Origin of the sequence: Candidatus Vondammii sp. HM_W22 (assembly GCF_022530855.2) — a bacterium.
In the GTDB taxonomy this organism is placed as follows: Bacteria; Pseudomonadota; Gammaproteobacteria; order Chromatiales; family Chromatiaceae; genus Vondammii.
In genome coordinates this window covers 785,490-805,638 of record NZ_CP099567.1, presented here as the reverse complement: position 1 = coordinate 805,638, position 20,149 = coordinate 785,490, and the positions used below count along the sequence as shown (strand labels likewise).

At 49.7% G+C, this 20,149-nt stretch carries 12 protein-coding genes and 6 pseudogenes; 9 read left to right on the top strand and 9 right to left on the bottom strand.

Annotated elements, in window-relative coordinates; all coding sequences use genetic code 11:
• Positions 1-63 precede the first annotated feature (63 nt).
• Positions 64-1,444: pseudogene (locus MN084_RS04540) on the bottom strand (IS4 family transposase).
• A 95-nt stretch (positions 1,445-1,539) separates the two neighbouring features.
• Here MN084_RS04540 and MN084_RS04535 point away from each other — a divergent pair.
• Positions 1,540-2,726, top strand: a pseudogene (locus tag MN084_RS04535) (IS256 family transposase).
• Between the two features lie 67 nt (positions 2,727-2,793).
• Here MN084_RS04535 and MN084_RS04530 read toward each other — a convergent pair.
• Positions 2,794-2,973 carry a transposase gene (locus MN084_RS04530; protein WP_330178520.1) on the bottom strand — a complete coding sequence of 60 codons (180 nt, stop codon included), beginning with the start codon at positions 2,971-2,973 and terminating at the stop codon, positions 2,794-2,796.
• A gap of 318 nt (positions 2,974-3,291) precedes the next feature.
• Here MN084_RS04530 and MN084_RS04525 point away from each other — a divergent pair, with 318 nt between their 5' ends.
• Positions 3,292-3,594 carry a hypothetical protein gene (locus MN084_RS04525; RefSeq protein WP_241087035.1) on the top strand — a complete coding sequence of 101 codons (303 nt, stop codon included), beginning with the start codon at positions 3,292-3,294 and terminating at the stop codon, positions 3,592-3,594.
• 75 nt (positions 3,595-3,669) lie between these two features.
• Here the strand turns inward: MN084_RS04525 and MN084_RS04520 are convergent.
• Positions 3,670-4,877: pseudogene (locus MN084_RS04520) on the bottom strand (IS256 family transposase).
• 829 nt (positions 4,878-5,706) lie between these two features.
• Here MN084_RS04520 and mltF point away from each other — a divergent pair.
• On the top strand, positions 5,707-7,035 hold the full coding sequence (gene mltF, locus MN084_RS04515; RefSeq protein ID WP_241087036.1) for a membrane-bound lytic murein transglycosylase MltF: 1,329 nt from the start codon (positions 5,707-5,709) through the stop codon (positions 7,033-7,035).
• 20 nt (positions 7,036-7,055) lie between these two features.
• Here mltF and tadA read toward each other — a convergent pair whose 3' ends face one another.
• The 4 genes from tadA to MN084_RS04495 form a co-directional block, all read right to left on the bottom strand.
• Positions 7,056-7,520, bottom strand: a complete 465-nt coding sequence (gene tadA, locus MN084_RS04510; protein ID WP_241087169.1) for a tRNA adenosine(34) deaminase TadA — start codon at positions 7,518-7,520, stop codon at positions 7,056-7,058.
• A 17-nt stretch (positions 7,521-7,537) separates the two neighbouring features.
• Entirely contained in the window at positions 7,538-9,121 is a 1,584-nt protein-coding gene (gene guaA / locus MN084_RS04505) for a glutamine-hydrolyzing GMP synthase (protein WP_241087037.1), read from the bottom strand.
• Between the two features lie 145 nt (positions 9,122-9,266).
• Positions 9,267-10,733 carry an IMP dehydrogenase gene (guaB, locus tag MN084_RS04500; protein WP_241087038.1) on the bottom strand — a complete coding sequence of 489 codons (1,467 nt, stop codon included), beginning with the start codon at positions 10,731-10,733 and terminating at the stop codon, positions 9,267-9,269.
• A gap of 626 nt (positions 10,734-11,359) precedes the next feature.
• Positions 11,360-11,830: a hypothetical protein gene (locus MN084_RS04495; RefSeq protein WP_330178382.1), complete on the bottom strand. Its 471-nt coding sequence runs from the start codon at positions 11,828-11,830 to the stop codon at positions 11,360-11,362.
• 115 nt (positions 11,831-11,945) lie between these two features.
• Here MN084_RS04495 and MN084_RS04490 point away from each other — a divergent pair.
• From MN084_RS04490 to MN084_RS04465, 6 genes and pseudogenes are all read left to right on the top strand, one after another.
• Positions 11,946-13,192: pseudogene (locus tag MN084_RS04490) on the top strand (IS256 family transposase).
• Positions 13,193-13,319: 127 nt separating this feature from the next.
• Positions 13,320-13,709, top strand: a complete 390-nt coding sequence (locus tag MN084_RS04485) for a Mu transposase domain-containing protein (RefSeq protein ID WP_330178381.1) — start codon at positions 13,320-13,322, stop codon at positions 13,707-13,709.
• Entirely contained in the window at positions 13,688-13,906 is a 219-nt protein-coding gene (locus tag MN084_RS04480) for a hypothetical protein (protein ID WP_330178380.1), read from the top strand. Before MN084_RS04485 ends, MN084_RS04480 begins: the two co-directional genes overlap by 22 nt.
• A pseudogene (istB, locus tag MN084_RS04475) lies at positions 13,896-14,653 on the top strand (IS21-like element helper ATPase IstB). The gene MN084_RS04480 and the pseudogene istB overlap by 11 nt, the downstream one beginning before the upstream one ends.
• Before the next feature lie 458 nt (positions 14,654-15,111).
• Positions 15,112-16,443 (top strand): exodeoxyribonuclease VII large subunit, encoded by a 1,332-nt coding sequence (xseA, locus tag MN084_RS04470; RefSeq protein WP_241087040.1) that lies wholly within the window; start codon positions 15,112-15,114, stop codon positions 16,441-16,443.
• Positions 16,444-16,493: 50 nt separating this feature from the next.
• On the top strand, positions 16,494-17,681 hold the full coding sequence (locus tag MN084_RS04465; RefSeq protein ID WP_241087041.1) for a multidrug effflux MFS transporter: 1,188 nt from the start codon (positions 16,494-16,496) through the stop codon (positions 17,679-17,681).
• Between the two features lie 264 nt (positions 17,682-17,945).
• On the opposite strand, the pseudogene MN084_RS04460 reads toward MN084_RS04465, so the two are convergent.
• Together MN084_RS04460 and MN084_RS19235 are read right to left on the bottom strand one after the other, a co-directional pair.
• Positions 17,946-19,264, bottom strand: a pseudogene (locus MN084_RS04460) (IS5 family transposase).
• A 464-nt stretch (positions 19,265-19,728) separates the two neighbouring features.
• Complete coding sequence (locus tag MN084_RS19235) at positions 19,729-20,127, bottom strand: transposase (RefSeq protein WP_445083942.1); 399 nt, start codon at positions 20,125-20,127, stop codon at positions 19,729-19,731.
• Positions 20,128-20,149: the final 22 nt, after the last annotated feature.

Here is a 20,149-nt window from a genome sequence, read left to right as displayed (position 1 = left end):
ATAATTGTGAATAGATATGTCAGAACAAAACTATCATACAAAGGGGTCAGACCTGAATGCTACTTACTTAAGTTTTTTGGGTTGGCCATTTTTCCGAATATTCTCTCGCGTAATAGCCCTTGGTTTGGTAAGTAGCGGGAATTGTCTGGGTCTTCGTTTTATAGCTCGCGGCTCCATACGTCCCGGTTGTTTTCCAACCTGCTGCGGTGCAATTGAGGATAAAAAGGCCCTCAATTTTATCGATGTCGTAACGACCGCTTTTTTGCCACACAATCCATAGCTGCAAAGTATGCTTGAAGCTAAGTTGTCGAGGAATGATGTCAGCCAGTAATGCCGCCTGAGCCATCAGTAAACGGATCAAGTTGTAAGCCAAAAGATAGACCCACAGCTCTTTTTCCGCCATTTCCGGTGTGCGACAACTTAATGTTTCCATTCCCAGAGTGGTCTTGATGTTGCGTATATCTAACTCTACCTGCCAACGGTTCCGATAGAGTGCCTTCAGGGCGGCTTTGCTCGTACTTTTTGAGCAAAGTAGTATTGTCACCAGGATCTTACCGCCAGCACGCAACTCCCGCACTTTCAATCTATCGGGGGTTTGATCATACTCTGCCTGACTCATCCAGGCGGGTTTGACTTTTGGCTTGTCTATTTCGATAAGATGATCTCGCGGGCCCAGACGCTCTCCTTGGCGAAAATCCGTGCTGCGCCGCCGTGAACCATATTGCTCGAAAACGCCATCCACTCCTTTGGCCTGAAGAGCACACAACAGAAAATAGGTGGCATAAAAAGCATCCCCCAGAAAGATATCACCAGCGTCCAGGGTACCAGGCATGGTTCCAGGCAATGACTGCTCATCGCTTCCTTTTCCGCGACAAGGTCCCAATGCTGCATCAAGTACAGCACCGCTGGCGAAGCAGACGATACCAACCACCCGGCAAAGAGGGAAACCCAATCCGGGTTGCTGGCTACGGGGTTGAGGATAGACAGCCTGGTTCTCTTCTGTATCGGGCAACGTAACGGTAGCGCCATCCACCAGTCTGACCGGTCGTCCCCGCCAGTACCAGGAATCCGGGGTGTGCTCAGTCATCATACGCCCCGTGTAACGGGCTAGCGTAGAGACCATGTCCAATAGCAGCCGTTTCCGTACGCGACAGTATGCTCCCGTATGCGTACTACAGATTGGCAGCTCACCCATCAATCGTTTGACTGCAGCATCAACTATGTTCTGGCAAGAACGATCAGCACTCATTGCTTGAGCCAGAAACATCGATAGCGTCTCTGTTGGCGGAAACAGCCTTTCCCGATGTTCCGGTAGCAATGATTCGACTTGATTGAGAAACTCTGGGCCGGTTAGCAGATTAAAGAAAGCATAGGAATCACTGGCTGTAGTGTAGATTATGAGACCTTTTTGTTGATGTATGCAGGCGCGTTGATTAGGATGCATCAAGGCGAGGATGTCCTGAATTCTGTGTAACTGTCTATCATTAAACCCAAGCATGGTTGAGGATAGGCACTATGAACTAGAAAGAACTACAGGCGATCGCTCATGCGGCCGCTAAAAATATCAAGACGGAAGACGACCTCAAAGACTTCCATCAGATGCTAACCAAGATTACGACCGAAGCGGCACTGAACGCTGAGTTAGATGATCATCTTGGCTTTGAAAGGCACGAGCAGTCCGCAGCTGCCAATAACCGCAACGGCTATGCCAGTAAGACTATCCGAACGGAAGCTGGCCAGTTCGAGCTCGATACACCACGCGACAGAGCTGGGAGTTTCGAGCCCAAGACTCGTTAAAAAACACCAGCGTCGATTTACTTCCATGGACGACAAGATTATTTTCTTGTATGCCCAGGGCATGACAACACGAGAAATCGTCACGACCGTTAAAGAAATGTACGGTGCTGATGTCTCCGCCACCTTGATTTCCAAAGTGACTGACGCTGTTATTGAACAAGTGATTGAATGGCCATCTAGGCCACTGGATGCGGTCTATCCCATTATTTACCTGGATTGTATTGTCGTAAAAATCCGGCAAGACAAGAAAGTGATCAATAAGGCAATTTATCTGGCACTGGGCGTGAACATAGAGGGCCACAAGGAATTGTTGGGGCTCTGGCTGTCAGAGAATGAGGGTGCCAAGTTCTGGCTCAATGTGCTGACAGAGCTCCAGAATCGCGGCGTGAAGGATATCCTGTATAGCCTGCATCGATGGCCTGAAGGGCTTTCCAGACGCAATCAATATAGCGCTTCCCGAGACTCAGGTCCAGCTCTGTATTATGCATATGGTACGGAACTCGATGAAGTATGTGCCCTGGAAAGACTACAAGGCAGTGACGGCAGACCTGAAGAAAATATATAAGTCTGTCACCGAAGATGAAGCGCTACTGGAACTTGATAATTTCTCTAACCGATGGGACGGCAAATATCCCCAGCTCAGCCGCTCGTGGCGTAGCCACTGGCACAATCTTAATACCCTGTTTGGCTACCCTGAGGACATCCGCAGGACAATCTATACAACCAATGCCATCGAGTCAATGAACAGCGTGGTTCGCAAGGCAATTAAAAAACGGAAGCTATTTCCGACCGACGACTCGGCAATGAAAGTGGTGTACCTGACGGTGCAGCAAGCATCAAAAAAATGGACCATGCCGATTCGCAATTGGAAACCAGCACTGAATAGATTTATGATTGAGTTCGAGGAACGCTTGGCGGAATATATTTAACCCGGGCAGTTACACAGAAAACTTTACAGACTCTAGCATTCCGACAAGACCCCGTTCTTTCAGGCGCTCACGCCAGGATCAGCCCAAGAAAACGATAAAAGCTATAGCGATCCCGAATTTGGAACTCTGTTTGACCATCGGATAGATTGAACAAATGCTGTAGGACCAACACCTTGAACATCAGTACCGCATCGCAAGGTAGACGCCCACCTTTACTGGGATCATTGTTTTTATAAACTGAGCCCAACAATACCCGAAAAGCCTCCTAGTCTAAGGTCCTTTCCAGCTTTGGCAGCGGATCTCCTTGTTGCTCAAGGAGTTCAAGTTGGTCTTGATGATCAAAAAAATTCGGTTGCATGGCTTTTATCAATGATTGTTTGAGTTGGTTACTATGTATCGCTGATTTTGGAAGGTTTTTAGAAACTCCCTTTGGTCAGGTAGTGCATTTTGGGGGTAAATCTGCCAATTTTCTGCTTTTTAAGAAGCTGCCATACTCATGCTTTTTTGCTTTATTTTCTCACGTACGTTATTTTCCTGCTTTCACCAACTAATATAGGGGAACGTTGTGGCAGTAAGAAAGAAAACCGCAAAGAAAAAGGTTTTGGCCAATCGTAATGCTAACGTTATCGGCAAACTCCGGCAGGATCTTAAGGATACAAAGATCGAAATCCGTGAGGCAAATAAGAAAACACAGGAAAGCGAACGTAAGGTGAAAGCACTCCTGAAACTATTGGAGTCCACCCAAGCCGCCACTGATAAGTTTCTTGCCAGCCGGGTAAAAGATGCTGTTAAGGCATATGGCATTGCTGTTGCCCAAAAAAGGAAGCGCAAGCGCCGGGTCGCTAAGAAAAAAACGGTGCAGCAATAATAGATTGCGAATGAAATAAAGGAGCTTCGGCTCCTTTATTTTGAGCCTGTAAAGTTTTCTGTGTAACAGCCAAGATTAAAGATGTACCGCTAAGCGTTCTACGAACTCAATCATAAATCTATTCAGTGCTGGTTTCCAATGACGGATCGGCATTGTCCACTTTTTCGATGCGGCCTGGATTGCCAGGTAGATGACCTTCTTCGCCGAGTCATCGGTTGGAAACAACTTCCGCTTTTTGATCGATTTGCGAATGACGTTGTTCAGCGGCTAATGGTGTTGTTCGTGCAGATCACTTTTCGTTTGTCCTCCGGGTAGCTGAACAGCGTGTTGATATTCTGCCGATGGGCACGCCAGGAGCGGCTGATCCGAGGGTACTTGTTGTCCCACCGGTCAGAGAATTTATCCAGCGCCAATAAGGCTTCTTCCTCGGTGATGGACTGGTAAATCTTTTTCAAATCAGCCGTGACAGGCTTGTAGTCTTTCCAAGGCACGTACTTCATCGAGTTCCGTACCATATGCACGATACAGAGCTGGATCTGGGTATCCGGAAAGGCCGTGTTGATGGCATCAGGAAAGCCTTCTGAGCCATCGACACAGGCAATCAAAATATCCTTCACACCGCGATTCTGAAGCTCTGTCAGCACGTTCAGCCAGAACTAGGCACCCTCATTCTCCGACAACCAGAGCCCCGATAATTCCTTGTGGCCTTCCAGGTTGACGCCCAGAGCGAGATAAATCGCTTTATTTATCACTTTCTTGTCTTGCCGGATTTTAACGACAATGCTGTCCAGATAAACAATAGGCTAAATCACATCCAGGGGGCGAGATTGCCATTCGACAACCTGCTCGATAACCACATCAGTAACTTTGGATATGAGTGTGGCGGAGACATCGGCTCCGTACATTTCCTTGAATGTCGTGACGATTTCGCGGGTCGTCATACCCTGAGCATACAAGAATAGGATCTTGTCATCCATTGAGGTAAATCGACGCTGGTGCTTTTTAACCAGTCGTGGTTTAAAGCTGCCCGCTCTATCTCGTGGAGTATCCTGTTCAAACTGGCCATCCTCCGTTTGCAAGGTCTTGCCAGTAGTGCCGTTGCGGCTATTACTCGCTTCGAACTGTTCATGTTTGGCAAAGCCAAGATGATCATCCGGTTCGACGTTGAGTGCCGCATCGACCGTGATTCTGGGCAGCATTGGCCGAAGCTCGTTGAGATCTTCTTCAGTTTTGATGTTTTTAGCGGCCGCCTGGGCTATCGCCTGGAGCTCTTTCTTGTCGATCGGCTGCCTGTCCTCTCCCTTGTTTGGGTTTAATGATAGGCAGTTACACAGCATTTAGGTCTGTCTCTTACCCTCTCAATTAGGGGAAGAGCCAATGCACAGAGTTTTGCCTACTCAGCTCCCAGGCCACTGTAGATACCGTCTACCCAGATGTACACTCAGCGAGCTTTGTCCAATCTGGTGGCACACCAATCCCGATACTCCTGTGCCTATACCTGCTTCAGTCGGAAAACCGTACTGGCAGACAGCCCTTTTGCTTCCGGGCCGACCACACCTTGCGGTGCTTCCCACATCTCACCGCGGCTTCCAGCAAACCGGTTTTGCGAATATAGGGGGAGACCAACGCAGCGTGGAAAGTGATCGGGTCTCCAGATCTAGAGCGTACCTTGGGTACCTTCACGGTGGACCTATGCCTATCTGGATGACTCGTTCCGTCAGGTAACCATTGCCTACGACAACAGCATGACCACACTCAGTTTGTTGTCCGGCAATCAGGATAACAAGGCTTTCAACCCTGCTTCTATCGCTTGTTCAATCAACTTTCGGCCTCCCATTCTAAGCAACTCTGCCAGTGGATCAGCGATCTGCTCTCGATCTTCGATCAAAACAATTGTATTCTTAGTTCATGGTGGCGTATCTCAGTTAGTTGTTTAATTACCTTGCAGTTTCAAATCAACCAGATGCGACTTTCTTTTCGGTACCTGTCAAACACCACTTTCAGTTATATCTCGCTTTTTCAATAAAAATAAGGCTGACCACACCAACCATGCGACTTTTTTTCACCCTATTTCTAGCGCTAGCGCTGACTACGTGCAGTATACCCAAGCCATTGGTTGAAAAGATAAAGGATGAGGGGCTGCTGCTGGTGATAACACGCAATAGCCCAACCACTTATTACAAAGATAAAGAGGGCCAAAAAGGGCTGGAGTATGAGCTGGTTGAGATGTTTGCTGAAGAACTAGGAGTCGAGGTCAAGTACATAATCCCTGACAGTTTCGACGAAATTCTACCAATGATCATACAAGGTGAAGCTCATTTTGCAGCCGCCGGCCTGGCCATAACTGAGAAGCGTGAGCTCCTTGTAAAATTTACACCCACCTATCAACAAATAACCCAACAGCTTATCTATCGGGCAGGAACTAAACGTCCGAAAAAAATAACGGATACTTTCGGAAAAACCCTGGAGATTCTGGCTGGAAGTAGTCATTCCGAAGAGTTACTGAAGCTCAAAAAACAGTATCCTGAACTAGAATGGGTGGAACAGAAAGAGCTGGAGAGCCAAGAGTTGCTCTATCTTGTTAAAGAGCAAGTGATTGATTACACCATTGCCGACTCAAACGAGTTGGCTCTCAGCCGCCGTTATTACCCGGAATTGAAAAGTGCCTTTGATCTATCCAAACCGAACTCTCTTGCCTGGGCCTTTCCCCATGCGGAGGATACCAGCCTTTACGATGCAGCCAAGGGATTTATCAATAAGATAAAAGAGAATGGAAAACTCGACCAGATAATTGAGCGCTACTATGGATATGTTGAAAGATTGGGTTTTGTCGATACCCGTACCTTTGAGCGGCATATGCTGCAACGCCTGCCAACCCTGATTCCCTTTTTCAAAAAAGCCGCCGATGAGACAGGCCTTGAATGGGAACTTCTCGCTGCCATCGGTTATCAGGAGTCCCACTGGAACGCGGAGGCTGTCTCTCCCACCGGAGTAAAAGGGATCATGATGCTGACAAAAGCCACGGCCAAACAGCTCAAGGTGGAGGATCGAACTGACCCGGAACAGAGCATTATGGGTGGAGCACGTTACGTGAGAGTGGTGGAAAAGAAAATTCCCAAGCGAATTCAGAACCCGGACCGCTTATGGCTATCTCTAGCGGGATATAATGTTGGTTTCGGTCATCTGGAGGACGCTCGTATTCTAACCCAGCGCAGTGGCGGTGACCAGGACAAGTGGGCTGATATAAAACAGCATCTCCCACTGCTGACGCAGAAAAAGCATTATAAAACCGTTAAACATGGGCATGCCCGTGGCCGCGAACCCGTCACATATGTAGATAATATACGCAGCTATTATGACCTGTTGACCTGGAACAATAATAAACTGGAGACGAAAAAGAAGCCGCCGACTGTCATCTCAACGACACCTGCGGTGCTGTAACATTCAGCTAACTGAAACTGCTATCGACGGGATCGAAAAAAAGCCCGCAGCAAGTCTCCGCACTCCTCAGACAGCACGCCACCACCCTGCACCTCTACCCGGTGATTGAATCGCCGTTCTGAAGAAAGCAGGTCAAAGACACTGCCTGCCGCCCCGCCTTTTGGATCATAAGCACCGAAAACAACCCGCTTGACCCGGGCGTGAATAATCGCCCCGGCACACATGGCGCAAGGCTCAAGGGTCACATAGAGTGTCGTTCCGAGGAGACGATAATTGGTTACTCTTCGGCCTGCATCACGTAGCGCCATGATCTCTGCATGAGCCGTGGGATCGTGCTGCAGGATAGGCTGATTCCACCCCTCACCAATAACATCACCATCATAGACAACAACAGCACCGACAGGCACCTCTCCTGCCTGCTCCGCAGACTTGGCAAGTCTCAGGGCCTGTTGCATGAATTTCCGGTCATCAGAGGCGCTACGCATCTGATGCTCCAGGTCGACTACTCCCACTCAATGGTTGCTGGCGGTTTACTGGAAATGTCGTAGGCTACGCGGGCGATCCCTGTTACTTCGTTGATGATCCGGCGAGAAACCAGTTCGAGAAATTCAAATGACAGATGGGCAAAGCGGGCAGTCATAAAGTCCACCGTCTCCACGGCACGCAGTGAAACGACATATTCATGCCGGCGGGCATCCCCCACCACACCGACAGACTTCACCGGCAGGAAGACGGCAAAGGCTTGGCTGACCTGATCATAGAGATCATGGTTGCGCAGCTCCTGAATAAAGATATGGTCTGCCTGACGCAGCAGGTCCGCATACTCTTTTTTCACCTTACCGAGAATACGCACACCCAGACCCGGGCCGGGGAAGGGGTGACGGTAGACCATTTCGTAAGGAAGACCCAGCTCCACACCAATTTTACGTACCTCATCCTTAAACAGTTCACGCAGAGGCTCCACCAGGGCCAGTTTCATATAATCGGGCAATCCTCCCACATTATGATGAGATTTGATCACGTGGGCCTTGCCTGATTTGGCACCGGCAGACTCAATGACATCGGGATAGATGGTGCCTTGGGCAAGAAACTCGACATTCTCCAGTTTTGCCGCTTCCTCTTCAAAGATATCAATAAACAGATTGCCGATGATCTTGCGCTTCTTCTCTGGATCAGCTTCGCCTGCCAACGCATTGAGAAAACGATCTTCAGCATCGACCCGTATCACTTTGACACCCATGTGCTCGGCAAATGTTGCCATCACCTGATCGCCTTCGTGCAACCGAAGAAGTCCATTGTCAACAAAGATACAGGTAAGGCGGTCACCGACCGCTTTATGTAACATGGCCGCCACTACCGATGAGTCAACGCCCCCGGAGAGGCCCAGCAGCACCTGCTTGTCATCTCCCACCAACTCTTTCACATGGCTGATGCTGTCTTCAATAATGCTGGCGGAATTCCACAGCACCTCACAGCCGCATATCTCAAACAGGAACCGTTCGACAATCCGCTGCCCCTGGTGAGTATGGGTCACCTCAGGATGAAACTGGATACCATAAAACTGCCGTGTCTCATCAGCCATGCCGGCGAAGGGCGCATTATCTGTCTCTGCAATGACATGAAAGCCTTCTGGCAGAGCTTCAACGCGGTCGCCATGGCTCATCCAGACATCCAGCAGTCCATAACCTTCAGGGGTGGTATGGTCCTCGATATTACGCAGCAGTTTAGAGTGGGCTCTGGCGCGTGCTTGGGCATAACCATACTCATGCGCATCTGAAGAGACCACCTCTCCACCGAGCTGTGCTGCCATGGTCTGCATGCCATAGCAGATACCCAATACAGGGATACCCAGCTCAAACACTTTCTGTGGCGCTTTGGGGGGACCTTCTGCCGTTACTGTCTCGGGCCCACCGGAGAGAATAATGCCGGCAGGTTTCTGTTTGTCGATTGCCTCTTCACAATTGTCGTAAGGCCAGATCTCGCAATAGACGTTGGCTTCACGCACCCGGCGCGCAATGAGTTGAGTGTACTGAGACCCGAAGTCGAGTATCAGAATACGATGAGCGTGAATATCCTGTTTAGTCATGGTTAGCAATCCCCGTCTCTAAAATCGAAATAACCGCAGAGACCCGGAGTTCACCTTTCAGGTCCTCTGGAATCCCTGCGGTTTTTTATCTGCCTGGCACTCATTCTGAGAACGTCTGTAAATGAACAGAGCCTGTGCCTGAGCATTAATCCCGTCTGTAGTTGGGAGCTTCCTTGGTGATCGTCACATCATGCACATGCGATTCGCGCATACCGGCACCAGTGACCCGGATAAATTCAGGCTTGGTACGCATCTCATCAAGCATGGCACAGCCAGTGTAACCCATGGTGGAACGAACACCACCGGTCAACTGAGTGATCACATTGACCAACGGTCCCTTGTAGGGAACCCGACCCTCGATGCCCTCCGGCACCAGTTTATCCGCATCCTTGGTATCTTCCTGGAAATAGCGGTCACTGGAGCCGTGACATGCCTGCATGGCACCCAGAGAACCCATGCCGCGATAGGACTTGTAGGAGCGTCCCTGGAATATCTCAACCTCACCCGGCGACTCTTCAGTACCGGCAAAAAGGCCACCGACCATCACTGAGTAAGCGCCGGCAACCAGCACCTTGGAGATATCACCGGAGTAGCGCAGACCACCGTCGGCAATCAGTGGAATACCACTGTTTTTCAACCCTTCAGCCACATTGGCCACCGCCGTTACCTGTGGCACACCGACGCCTGCCACGATACGGGTGGTACAGATGGAGCCCGGGCCTATGCCCACTTTCACCCCGTCGGCACCTGCATCAGCCAGCGCACGTGCCGCATCGGCAGTTGCAATATTGCCGCCAATAACCTGAATCTCCGGGTAGTGCTTCTTCACCCAGGTAACACGATTCAGCACCCCTTGAGAGTGACCATGGGCGGTATCGACAACGATGACATCGATACCTGCGTTGGCAATGGCCTCGACCCGCTCTTCCGTCCCTTCGCCGACACCAACCGCCGCACCAACACGGAGACGCTCCTCACTATCACGGCAGGCATTGGGATAATCTTTCGCTTTCTGAATATCCTTGACGGTGATCATGCCCCTCAACTGGAATGCACCGTTCACTATCAAGATTTTTTCTATGCGGTTTTCATGCAATTTTCTCACCACCTCTTCACGGGTGGCGCCCTCTTTTACTGTCACCAGCCGCTCTTTTGGTGTCATGATGGCAGCAACTTTTTCATCCATCCGGGTCTCAAAGCGGGTATCTCTGTTGGTGACAATGCCCACCAACTGATCACCATCCATCACCGGTACACCGGAAAAACCGTTGGTGTGGGTCAATTCCAGCAGTTCGCGAATAGTCAGGTCCGGGCTGGCAGTAATAGGATCGGTGATAATACCGCTCTCATAGCGTTTAACCTTCCGCACTTCAGCCGCCTGCTCTTGCGGGGTCATATTCTTGTGAATAATGCCGAGACCGCCCTCCAGTGCCATGGCAATGGCCAGGCGGAACTCTGTGACTGTATCCATAGCTGCTGAAACCAACGGGATATTCAGTTGGATATCACGAGTGAGTTGCGTACTGAGATTCACATCCTTGGGCAGCACCGTGGAGTGGGCCGGTAGCAGCAGAACATCATCAAAGGTCAGGGCTTCCTGGACGAGGCGCATAGTTGATTTCCAGAATCTAGAGGTATTTGGAAAATCCGAGATCTGTGCACAGATCTTGGGAATAACCTATCATTGTAAAATTTTATGCTTTCAAGGTAAACCTATCTTTACTGGCTGAATAATCCTTCTTTAAGTGCCGCAGGTCACAAAGAACGGTGACTTGGCAAGCAATTTTCTGCTCCGGCGTGCCTTCGATCTCGTGGTGCGTACGCGCCGCCTCACCGCTACCGGGGACTACCAGTCTTCGCTTCGCTTATGTGGACTCCCCTCTGTCAACAACGAAATGATTAAAATTAAAATATAGGATAATAAAATAAATGCGTGCTTATGTGCGAACTCTAATTTTGGCAGCTAACCCAGGCCCAATGATTTTTACGCGAACTGTATGGTTAAATCTCTCCAGCAAGTTTGTTTGCTCTGTGCGAAGCACTGACTCTTACAGTTGATTTGTCATCTACGTTAAGAAGCTTTTTGTTAGTGATTGTTATGCTTAAGCCAATAACGGCTCAGCTTTATATTCTGTACCTTCCGTCAATAGGGCAAATGCCGTCCTGACCGTTTTGTTTGCGGTTCTCGTTTGTCAACATGGTTGATAACGGACATCGCACCATTCACAAGATAACTCCTCAGGGCAATATTCTTCGTCGATCCCCGATAGTACCAAAATTTGTTTTTCCACCACTGGAATGCTGAAGCCGCGTCAATCCGATGCATGCTGATGCATCCCTTCCCATTTTAAATGTACCAGCTTCACCGCAGCCTATCGCAATATAGAGATTAACAGCATTTATCGTAGACACACCCTCTAGTGCCGCCCGCAACTTCTCACATTCCGGGTGTGCCTTGATGGCCTGTGCCAATAGCCTATCCTTTTCCGCTATGTTTTTAACCGTCGGTAAGTAAAGTCTCCATATTGCATTCAATGCCTGGCGAAACTGCATGCAAAACCCTTTCTCTGCGTCTTCAAGCACCCATTGAACTGTGCCACCTAATCCACCTCTTCTTGATGACACACGTATATTAAATTCCAGTAACAACGCTTCAATTTGATTACGCAATGCAACTTTATGTTTAACTGTAAGCTCTCCCATTCTCATGATGGACTGCTGAGTTATAATTGAAAGTGTTGTTTGAAAGGAATTGAAAAAGAGCGGGGTATCTGGTTGATTTGTTGTTGCTAGACATCAAAACAACCGTTGGAGATACGCCACCATGAGTAAGAATAACGTTGTTAAGCTGGCAGGTCGCGATACGATTATCGATCCGCTGACAGAGTTGCTGAGAAGCGGTGCAGAGCAGTTGATCTACCAGGCGGTAGAGGCCAAGCTGCTGGAGCTGTTGGCGGAGCACGTCGAGCGACGGACAGAGGATGGCAAGACGGGTGTGGTGCGTAATGGTCACCTGCCAGCTCGTAAACTGCAGACAGGATTGGGGCCGGTCACGGTCAAGATCCCCAAAATACGAGCGAAGACCGGCGAGCCGGTGACGTTCCGATCAGCTCTGGTGCCGCCGTATGTACGCAAGACGAAGTCACTGGAAGCGGCACTGCCGTGGCTCTACCTGAAGAGGATTTCCAGTGGAGAGATGGATGAAGCCCTGAAAGTGCTGGTGGTTCCGGATGCAACAGGCTTGTCGGCCGGCAGGGTATCGCGTCTGAAGCAGGTCTGGGCAGAAGAATATCGGGGCTGGTGCGAGGAGCGCCTGGATAAGGGCCATTGGGTGTATGTGTGGGCAGACGGTGTCTACAGCGGACAGAGAGCAGAGCAGACGAAGCTGTGTGCCCTGGTGGTGATCGGCGTGAATGAGCGTGGTGAGAAGCATTTTCTGGCAATTGAGGATGGTGTACGGGAGTCCACACAGAGCTGGCCGGAGGTGCTGTTAAAACTGAAGTGACGCGGACTAAACCCGCCAAAATTGGCAATCGGAGACGGTGCTATGGGCTTCTGGGCTGCACTGGAGGAAGTGTATCCAGAGACGCGTCAGCAGCGCTGCTGGATGCACAAAACCATGAACGTGTGAACTGCCTGCCAAGGTCAGCTCAGCCGAAAGCGAAGCAGGCACTGCACAACATCTGGCAGGCGGAGACCCAGGCCGATGCGGAAAAGGCCTTTGATCTGTTTATCAAAACGTATGAGCCAAAGTATCCGAAGGCTGCCATCTGTCTGCACAAAGACCGAGAGGAACTGATGGCTTTCTATCAATTTCCTGCGCAGCATTGGCAGAGTATTCGGACCAGCAATCCGATTGAATCCACCTTCAGGACAATCCGCCATCGAACCAAGCGTTCCAAGGGCTGCCTATCGCGTGACGGCATGCTACACATGATGTTCAAACTCGGCCTGTGTGCCGAGAAGAAGTGGAGACGATTACGGGGTTTCGATTACCTGGTGAAGGTGATAACCGGAATCAAATTTAAAGAGGGTCTTGAGGTAGCAGGAGTCGATCAGGTCGCCGCTTGATTCAACTGGCTAAACACTAGATTTGACTATAACTCTCTGGCTATGCTATAAGACCTTATGGCAAGAGATCTGCCATCCTGAGTACAAAGACAGCACAATTGCTTGGCAGGACGAAGTGGTTCGCCTGATGTCGATTCCTGCGCCCTTTGACGGATATATAGAACACAGTAAGCGGGTCTTATCCACCTCCCTGATTATCTTTGATAACAGTCGTTACAGTGTACCCGCTTCTTTTACCAATCGCCCCACCAGCTTACATATTCATGCCCATAAATTGGTGATGATTGCAGAGGAGAAGGTGATTGCAGAACATCAGCGTATGTTCACACGAGATCACAGCCAAAAGTGCAAACAATCTATGGCTAGCATCACTACCCGTCGGTACTGCAGCGTAAGCCCGGTGCGTTGCGCAATGGGGCACCCTTCCAGGAATTGCCAGAGAGCTTCCGCAAACTACAAAAATAACGGCTCAAGCATCCCGGTGACAACCAGGATATGGTCAATGTACTGGCACTAGTGCTGCAACATGATGAACGCAAGGCCATTACCACTGCACTGACCAGTGGCAGCCCTTCTAAACAGCACGTTATTAGCTGCCTGGATAAGCCAAGACCGGCGTTGCTCAAGCCGCGTCCTGAACTCACGCTGGTAAAGAAATCCAAAGCTGACACAGGCCGTTATGATCACTTACGGGGGAAATGCCATGTCCGTTGATGCCACGATAGCAACCATGAAGTTACTAAAATTCCACAGTATGACGCAAAGCATTGCAGAGCTGTCTGAGCAAGCTTCATCTGCTTACAGCAAAGCAGAACCCATACTGCAGCAATGACTCAAAGCCGAAGTCGCTGAACGAGAAGTGCGTTCTATTCAATATCAAATGAAGCTGGCACGCTTCCCAGCTCATTGTGAGCTGGCAGGCTTTGATTTTATCCAAAGTCAGGTAAACGAAGAACTGATTACTGCACTGCATCACTGCGAATTTATAGAAGAGGCCCAGAGCATCGTTTTTGTGGGCCCTGGTACCGATAAACACCTCCTGGCGACTATAATCACGGTGCAGGCCTTCACCACCATCATAAACCTATTCGCTTTTTATCGACTATTGAGCTGGTTAAACTGCTGAAGCAGGAGAAACAACCCGGTAAGCAGGAGCCAATGGCTAACAGGTTGATGCATGCGGATCTCGTGATCCTTGGTGAACCGGGTTATCTTCCCCAAGCAGGTGGTGCTTTGTTATTCCATCTTCTCAGCAAGCTGTATGGACGCACCCACGTCACTATTACCACCAATGTCAGCTTCATTGAATGGTCGAATCTCTTTGGTGATGAAAAGATGACTGCACTGCTTGATCGACTGACCCATCACTGCCATATCATCGAAACCCGCAATGACAGTTACCGATTCAAAAACTCAACCCGCAATACGGAGAGAGAAACCAAACGAAAACCCAAGAAATGAGCCATAATCCGGCTTGATTAGGTGGGGTACTTTTGGATGCAATTTAACAGTTATTGTTGTGAATAAATCACCGGAAAGAGGTGATTTTTTGAAAAAACAGGGGATAAGCCAATTTATCAGATAGAAATGCTACTGAACTTTATACAGTGCCTTGAAGCAGGAAAGCCGTCACTCGGCTCTATTGAGTGGAGGAGTGCTGAATAGGTACGGGATATGCCACACTCAGAAACGTGCAGCCGAAATCTCAAACGCCTACTTCAACCAGAACTGAGCTGAAGAATGGGTCCCGCGGGCTTTTTTCACATTGAACCGGTCGATATCACCTTGATGGAATACCGCTCTTGTACTTAAAATATCGCTTGATTGAAAATCGCACTCTTTTCTATGCACCTTGAAAGCGTTGCAATATCACAATAACATCCTGCACATGTTTTTAGACAAGATATAGAGATACTACATTGAACCGGGATATTTACTCCGTATCACGCCTCAACAGCGAAGTACGCGCCGTACTGGAAGGCAGTTTCCCACTGCTATGGGTAGAAGGTGAGATCTCAAATCTTGCACGCCCCTCATCCGGTCACATCTATTTCTCCCTAAAGGATCCCCAGGCTCAAGTGCGCTGCGCCATGTTCCGGATGAAGCGTCAGCGGCTGCGTTTTCAGCCCGAAAACGGACTCAAGGTCCTGATCCGTGCGCGGGTGGGACTGTATGAAGGGCGCGGCGAATTCCAGCTGATTGCAGAGCATATGGAACCCTCCGGTGAGGGCGCTCTTCGCCAGGCTTTCGAGGAGCTGAAACAGCGACTGGCCGATGAAGGCCTGTTTGACCCTGAGCAAAAGAGAGAGATCCCAACGCTCCCCAGGCAGATAGGCGTTATCACCTCACCCTCAGGTGCCGCAATAAAAGATGTATTGACCGTCCTGAAACGCCGATTCCCGGCGATTCCAGTGGTCATATATCCGGTTTCAGTACAGGGAAAACAAGCCCCGGACGAGATTATCGACGCCATCAACCTGATCAACCGGCGTAACGAATGCGACCTGCTGATCCTTACCCGGGGTGGCGGATCGCTGGAAGATCTAATGGCATTCAATGATGAAGCGGTAGCCCGGGCGATCGTGGCAAACACCATCCCCCTGATCTCTGCCGTAGGTCATGAGATCGACTTTACCATTGCAGATTTTGTTGCCGACCGACGCGCCCCCACCCCCTCGGCAGCGGCGGAAATGGCAAGCCCCGATCAGAACGAAATAACAGAAAAGCTGTTCACTCTGGAGCGCCGTCTGAGAATACAGGCAGAACAGCGGTTAAACCGACTCTCCGGCCGACAGGCCAATCTGCAGCACCGGCTCTCACTCTGTCACCCGGGTGTGCGCCTCTCCCAGCAACAGCAGAAGCTTGATGAGTTTGAAACCCGACTGGAGCGAAGCAGTCGGTTGCACCTGAACAACCTGAAAAAACAGCTGGCTATGCTCACCACCCGAATCCAGGCACTCACTCCGGCACACCGGCTGGAACAGATGGCACAATGGACAGGCAATCTCTCTGCCCGTATCAATCAGGCGGTCCAGGTTCTGCTGCAGAGAAAACATCAACAACTTGCCGCCAATGCTGGAAATCTCAATACACTAAGCCCGCTGGCCATCCTGGAACGGGGGTACTCTATCACTTGCCGGTTAACCGATGGCCATGTCATTCAGGATGCAACCAGCGTCTCGACAGGTGATCAGGTGGAAACCCGTCTGGCCAAGGGAAGATTGATCTGTCGTGTCGAAAGCGTTCAGTAAGAGATCAGAAAAACGTTCGCTTTCCAGCCACAGAACCAGAACAATAGCCCATGTTCTCATCTAAATCGGTATACACAACCGCCATCATTGCAGCCCTGGTGGCGGTCGGGCCTCTATCGACTGATATGTACCTGCCCGCCTTCCCGGCACTGATGAGAGAGTTCAGCGCCGGTATCAACGAAGTACAGCTCACTCTCAGCCTGTTTTTACTGGGATTTGCCCTGACCCAACTCATCTACGGACCACTCTCTGATAAGTTCGGACGCAAGCCGGTGCTGCTGGGAGGATTGCTGCTGTTTACTGTTGGCAGTATCAGTATTCTGTTTGCCGAATCGATTGAATCGCTTACCCTGCTTCGCCTGTTACAGGCCATCGGCGGCAGTACCAGGCCGGTGCTTGGACGGGCTATGGTGAGGGATATCTACGGCTCAAAGGATTCTGCACGACCGCTCTCTTGCATCGGCATGGCAATGGCTCTGGCACCTGCCGCCGCGCCTATTCTGGGCGGTTACATGACCATCTGGTTTGGCTGGAGATCAATCTTTATCTTCCTGGTCATCTATGGCCTGATTGGTGCGATTGTTTTCAAGTCCCTGATACAGGAAACAGCGCCGATGGGCAGCCATCACCCCATCTCATTCAGGCATCTGTTAAGGAACTACTCGCTACTGCTGCATCACCCTTCATGGCGCTGGTATACCCTATCCTGCAGCTTTGTATTTGCCGGTCTTTTCTCTTTTCTCTCCGGCGCGCCGATTGTCATTATTGAGTTTTTCGGCTATGCCGAAGAGCATTTCGGGCTCTTCTTTACCCTGGTGGTACTAGGCTACATATCGGGCTCTCTGGCAGGGGCTAAACTGGTACATCGCCTTGGCATCAATCGTTTGATTGGTATCGGCGCACTCATCGCTACAGCCGGCGGCACCACCATGGCGCTTCTTGCCGTGATGGAGGTCCATCATGTTGCTGCCGTTATTGCCCCTCACGTGATCTATATGGCCGGTGTCGGCTTGGTCATGCCTGAGTCCATGGCAGGGGCGCTGGCACCCTTTCCGCAAATAGCAGGCACCTCATCCGCGCTGTTTGGATTTATTCAGATGTCACTGGCAGCCGTGATCGGCTTCCTGGTCGGGCAGTACCACAACGGCACGCCATTATCCATGGCCTTTGCGATTGCAATCATGGGTCTGTTGACACTGGGGAGTTTTTTGATGCTCAGACGAACGGTAACAACTTAAAGCCGTAGCGCCTCAACGACATTGAGGCCCATGTTTACAAGAGGGCATGACAACGCTCTCCTGCATAGAGTTTTCAGAACTTACAATGGTTAGCCGTTCTCAGAGTATCAGGATCTGTGAGTTATTATCAAAAGTGGTGTATCAGTCATTTCTCAAGCGGCGATCTGGTCTGATTTACCTATATCGACACCATATTTTCAATGGCACACCTTTCATTACCTTGGCGAAATAATTAGTCGACCCTGAAATATTCATTCCAGGCACTTAATAATACTGTTGTTTCTGTTTTGCAAACAGGAACAACAGTATGGACATGATATTTTTCAGCACAAAAAGAACCTCCCTCATCCATTTTCTGAAGTTGAAGGCAGCCGCCGCCATAAGCAAGTTAATCTGATCCCCGGCAAAGCCTTTAAGAAAGTTCCTTTTTAGCCTATGGTCACTCTTTAAGTGACCATAGGCTCAATGCCAGCTGGTCTTCTGAAACGTTTTCTGGCTAATGCCATGGCTTCTTCTGAGGTATTCTTCCTAGCAGGCTTTGGCGTTACTATCTGGGTGTCATTAACCTTTGATTTGCCCCGATAACCTCGATCAGCAATACCCACTTTGGGTACTCGATTGATGAGACGTTTCACCTGTGCCAAGACCTCAGGTACAGTGTGACCATCAAATACATTCTTCTCAAAAGCCAGGGCACCAATCACAATGCCCGCGTCCCTTGTGGTGGTGATTGATGCCTTGGTGCCAAACTCATAACGCTGCTGGGCCTTGCCTTTGCTCATACAGTAAATATGAGGTTCATGTAGGCTGTACAACTTATTTTTATCAGCACGCTTCTGATTCAGCATGCGCTGGTACAGGGCGAACTTTTCTGCATAGAATTTCTGTTGTTCTGCGGTCATCTTACGCTGTATTTCACGCAGTAATCGGCCGCTGATGGTCTTTAATCGCTTGACGGCCTTACGTGCCTTTTTACGATTCCTCGGATGTGTGGCAAATCGGGTGGGGAGCTTGAGAATTTTTACTTCCTTCTCATGGCTTCGACTGAGCACGATACCTTCTGCTCGGGCCATCTTGAGTAACTGCCCGTGTATCTTTCGGTACTGCTTTGCATCAGTTGGAAAGGTAATGTTTTTCTCTTGTACGGTAGTGTCGATACACATTTCATCTTCGATCGCCTTTTCTTGATGTAAGGCGATAGAGGCAGCCAGGACCTTTTCAAAACCTTCGTTGCCAATACGCTTTCTGAAGTAAGTCAGGTCGGAGGGGTCACAAGGAAGTTGCCATTGGAATTCGATCTCACCCGTAAAACTCTGGTAGTAGGGATTTTGTATCCAGCGTTGAATCAGAACCTCGTCACTGAGGTCTTCCAGATGCTTGAGTATCGAGAGGCCCACCATTAGGCGGATGGGTTTTGAGGGCTTTCCAAGATGAGAATAAAGCGGGGCAAATTCAGCATCAAAATATGACCAGTCTATCTGTCTGGCCAGTAGCAAAAGTGGATGCTTGGGGTTCAGCTGATCCAGTAAGTTCTGGTGCAGGAAACTTTGCTGGTTGGGATTGTCTGTCTTGGGTTTGCTCAATTATCCACCTCTGTTTCGTCCAGTTTTTCTCTGCTTTTACCCCTTTCACGGACGTTTATTTTATCAAATTTAGACGCTTATTTTATATAAATCATTGCGTTATGAATATTTCAGGGTCGACTAGTTAAGATTGATATTATATGACGCAATATAATAATCGGTCCGTCCAACCATGGTAAAGGGAACCTCTAAAAAACCGACAAAAGCCAATAGTCTCTAGCAAACCTGGAGAGTCCGGTATCTTCACGCTCATTTTTCTGGCAACAATCCATATACATGGCTTGCTTTATCCAGCCAGCTACACGAATCGATGCATGTTGCAAACAAAATTTATCATACCAATCTTCCCGCTGGCCTAGCTTGCCAGATGCTACGCACCAGTCGATTGGCCTGCTGGGCAAACACGTGCTCAACTCGAGCCAGAACTCTTGATCGTTTTCAGTTTGCCTCTTGCCCCCGTTCATTCAAAGGGCGTTTGCGTGCCGCGCTTGCGATGAATATGACTGCGGTAATGCGTACCCCGGTAAAGCGGCTTCCCGTTCTACACTGCGGTAAGCAGAATCGGCCCAGACACTTATCTTACTGTTGTTCTCATCCAGCCGTTCCTCGAAGACCTTGCTGTCGTAAACTTCTGCTGATGTGATGGCGTACTTGCGAATGACCTTGTGCTTCCGGTCTATGCTGATGTGGCTTTTGTACCCATAGTGGGTTTTACCATGCTTCTTAGTCCAGCGGGCTTCAACATCCTTCTGGCAGCGTTTGTTATCGCCCCATGCCTCAGGGCTGTCCCCATATTTGGTTTGCCTATTTTCCTCTCGCGTATTGTGTCGCCTGGGTACTGGAACGATGACGGCATCTACAATCTATCCCTTGCGAGCACTGAAG

What these genes read in the sequence shown, in the direction of transcription:
- tadA (WP_241087169.1), bottom strand. Translation starts at nt 7,520, where the DNA reads ATGCGTAGCGCCTCTGATGACCGGAAATTCATGCAACAGGCCCTGAGA.
- guaA (WP_241087037.1), bottom strand. Translation starts at nt 9,121, where the DNA reads ATGACTAAACAGGATATTCACGCTCATCGTATTCTGATACTCGACTTC.
- guaB (WP_241087038.1), bottom strand. Translation starts at nt 10,733, where the DNA reads ATGCGCCTCGTCCAGGAAGCCCTGACCTTTGATGATGTTCTGCTGCTA.
- MN084_RS04495 (WP_330178382.1), bottom strand. Translation starts at nt 11,830, where the DNA reads ATGAGAATGGGAGAGCTTACAGTTAAACATAAAGTTGCATTGCGTAAT.
- MN084_RS04485 (WP_330178381.1), top strand. Translation starts at nt 13,320, where the DNA reads ATGTCGATTCCTGCGCCCTTTGACGGATATATAGAACACAGTAAGCGG.
- MN084_RS04480 (WP_330178380.1), top strand. Translation starts at nt 13,688, where the DNA reads ATGGTCAATGTACTGGCACTAGTGCTGCAACATGATGAACGCAAGGCC.
- MN084_RS04465 (WP_241087041.1), top strand. Translation starts at nt 16,494, where the DNA reads ATGTTCTCATCTAAATCGGTATACACAACCGCCATCATTGCAGCCCTG.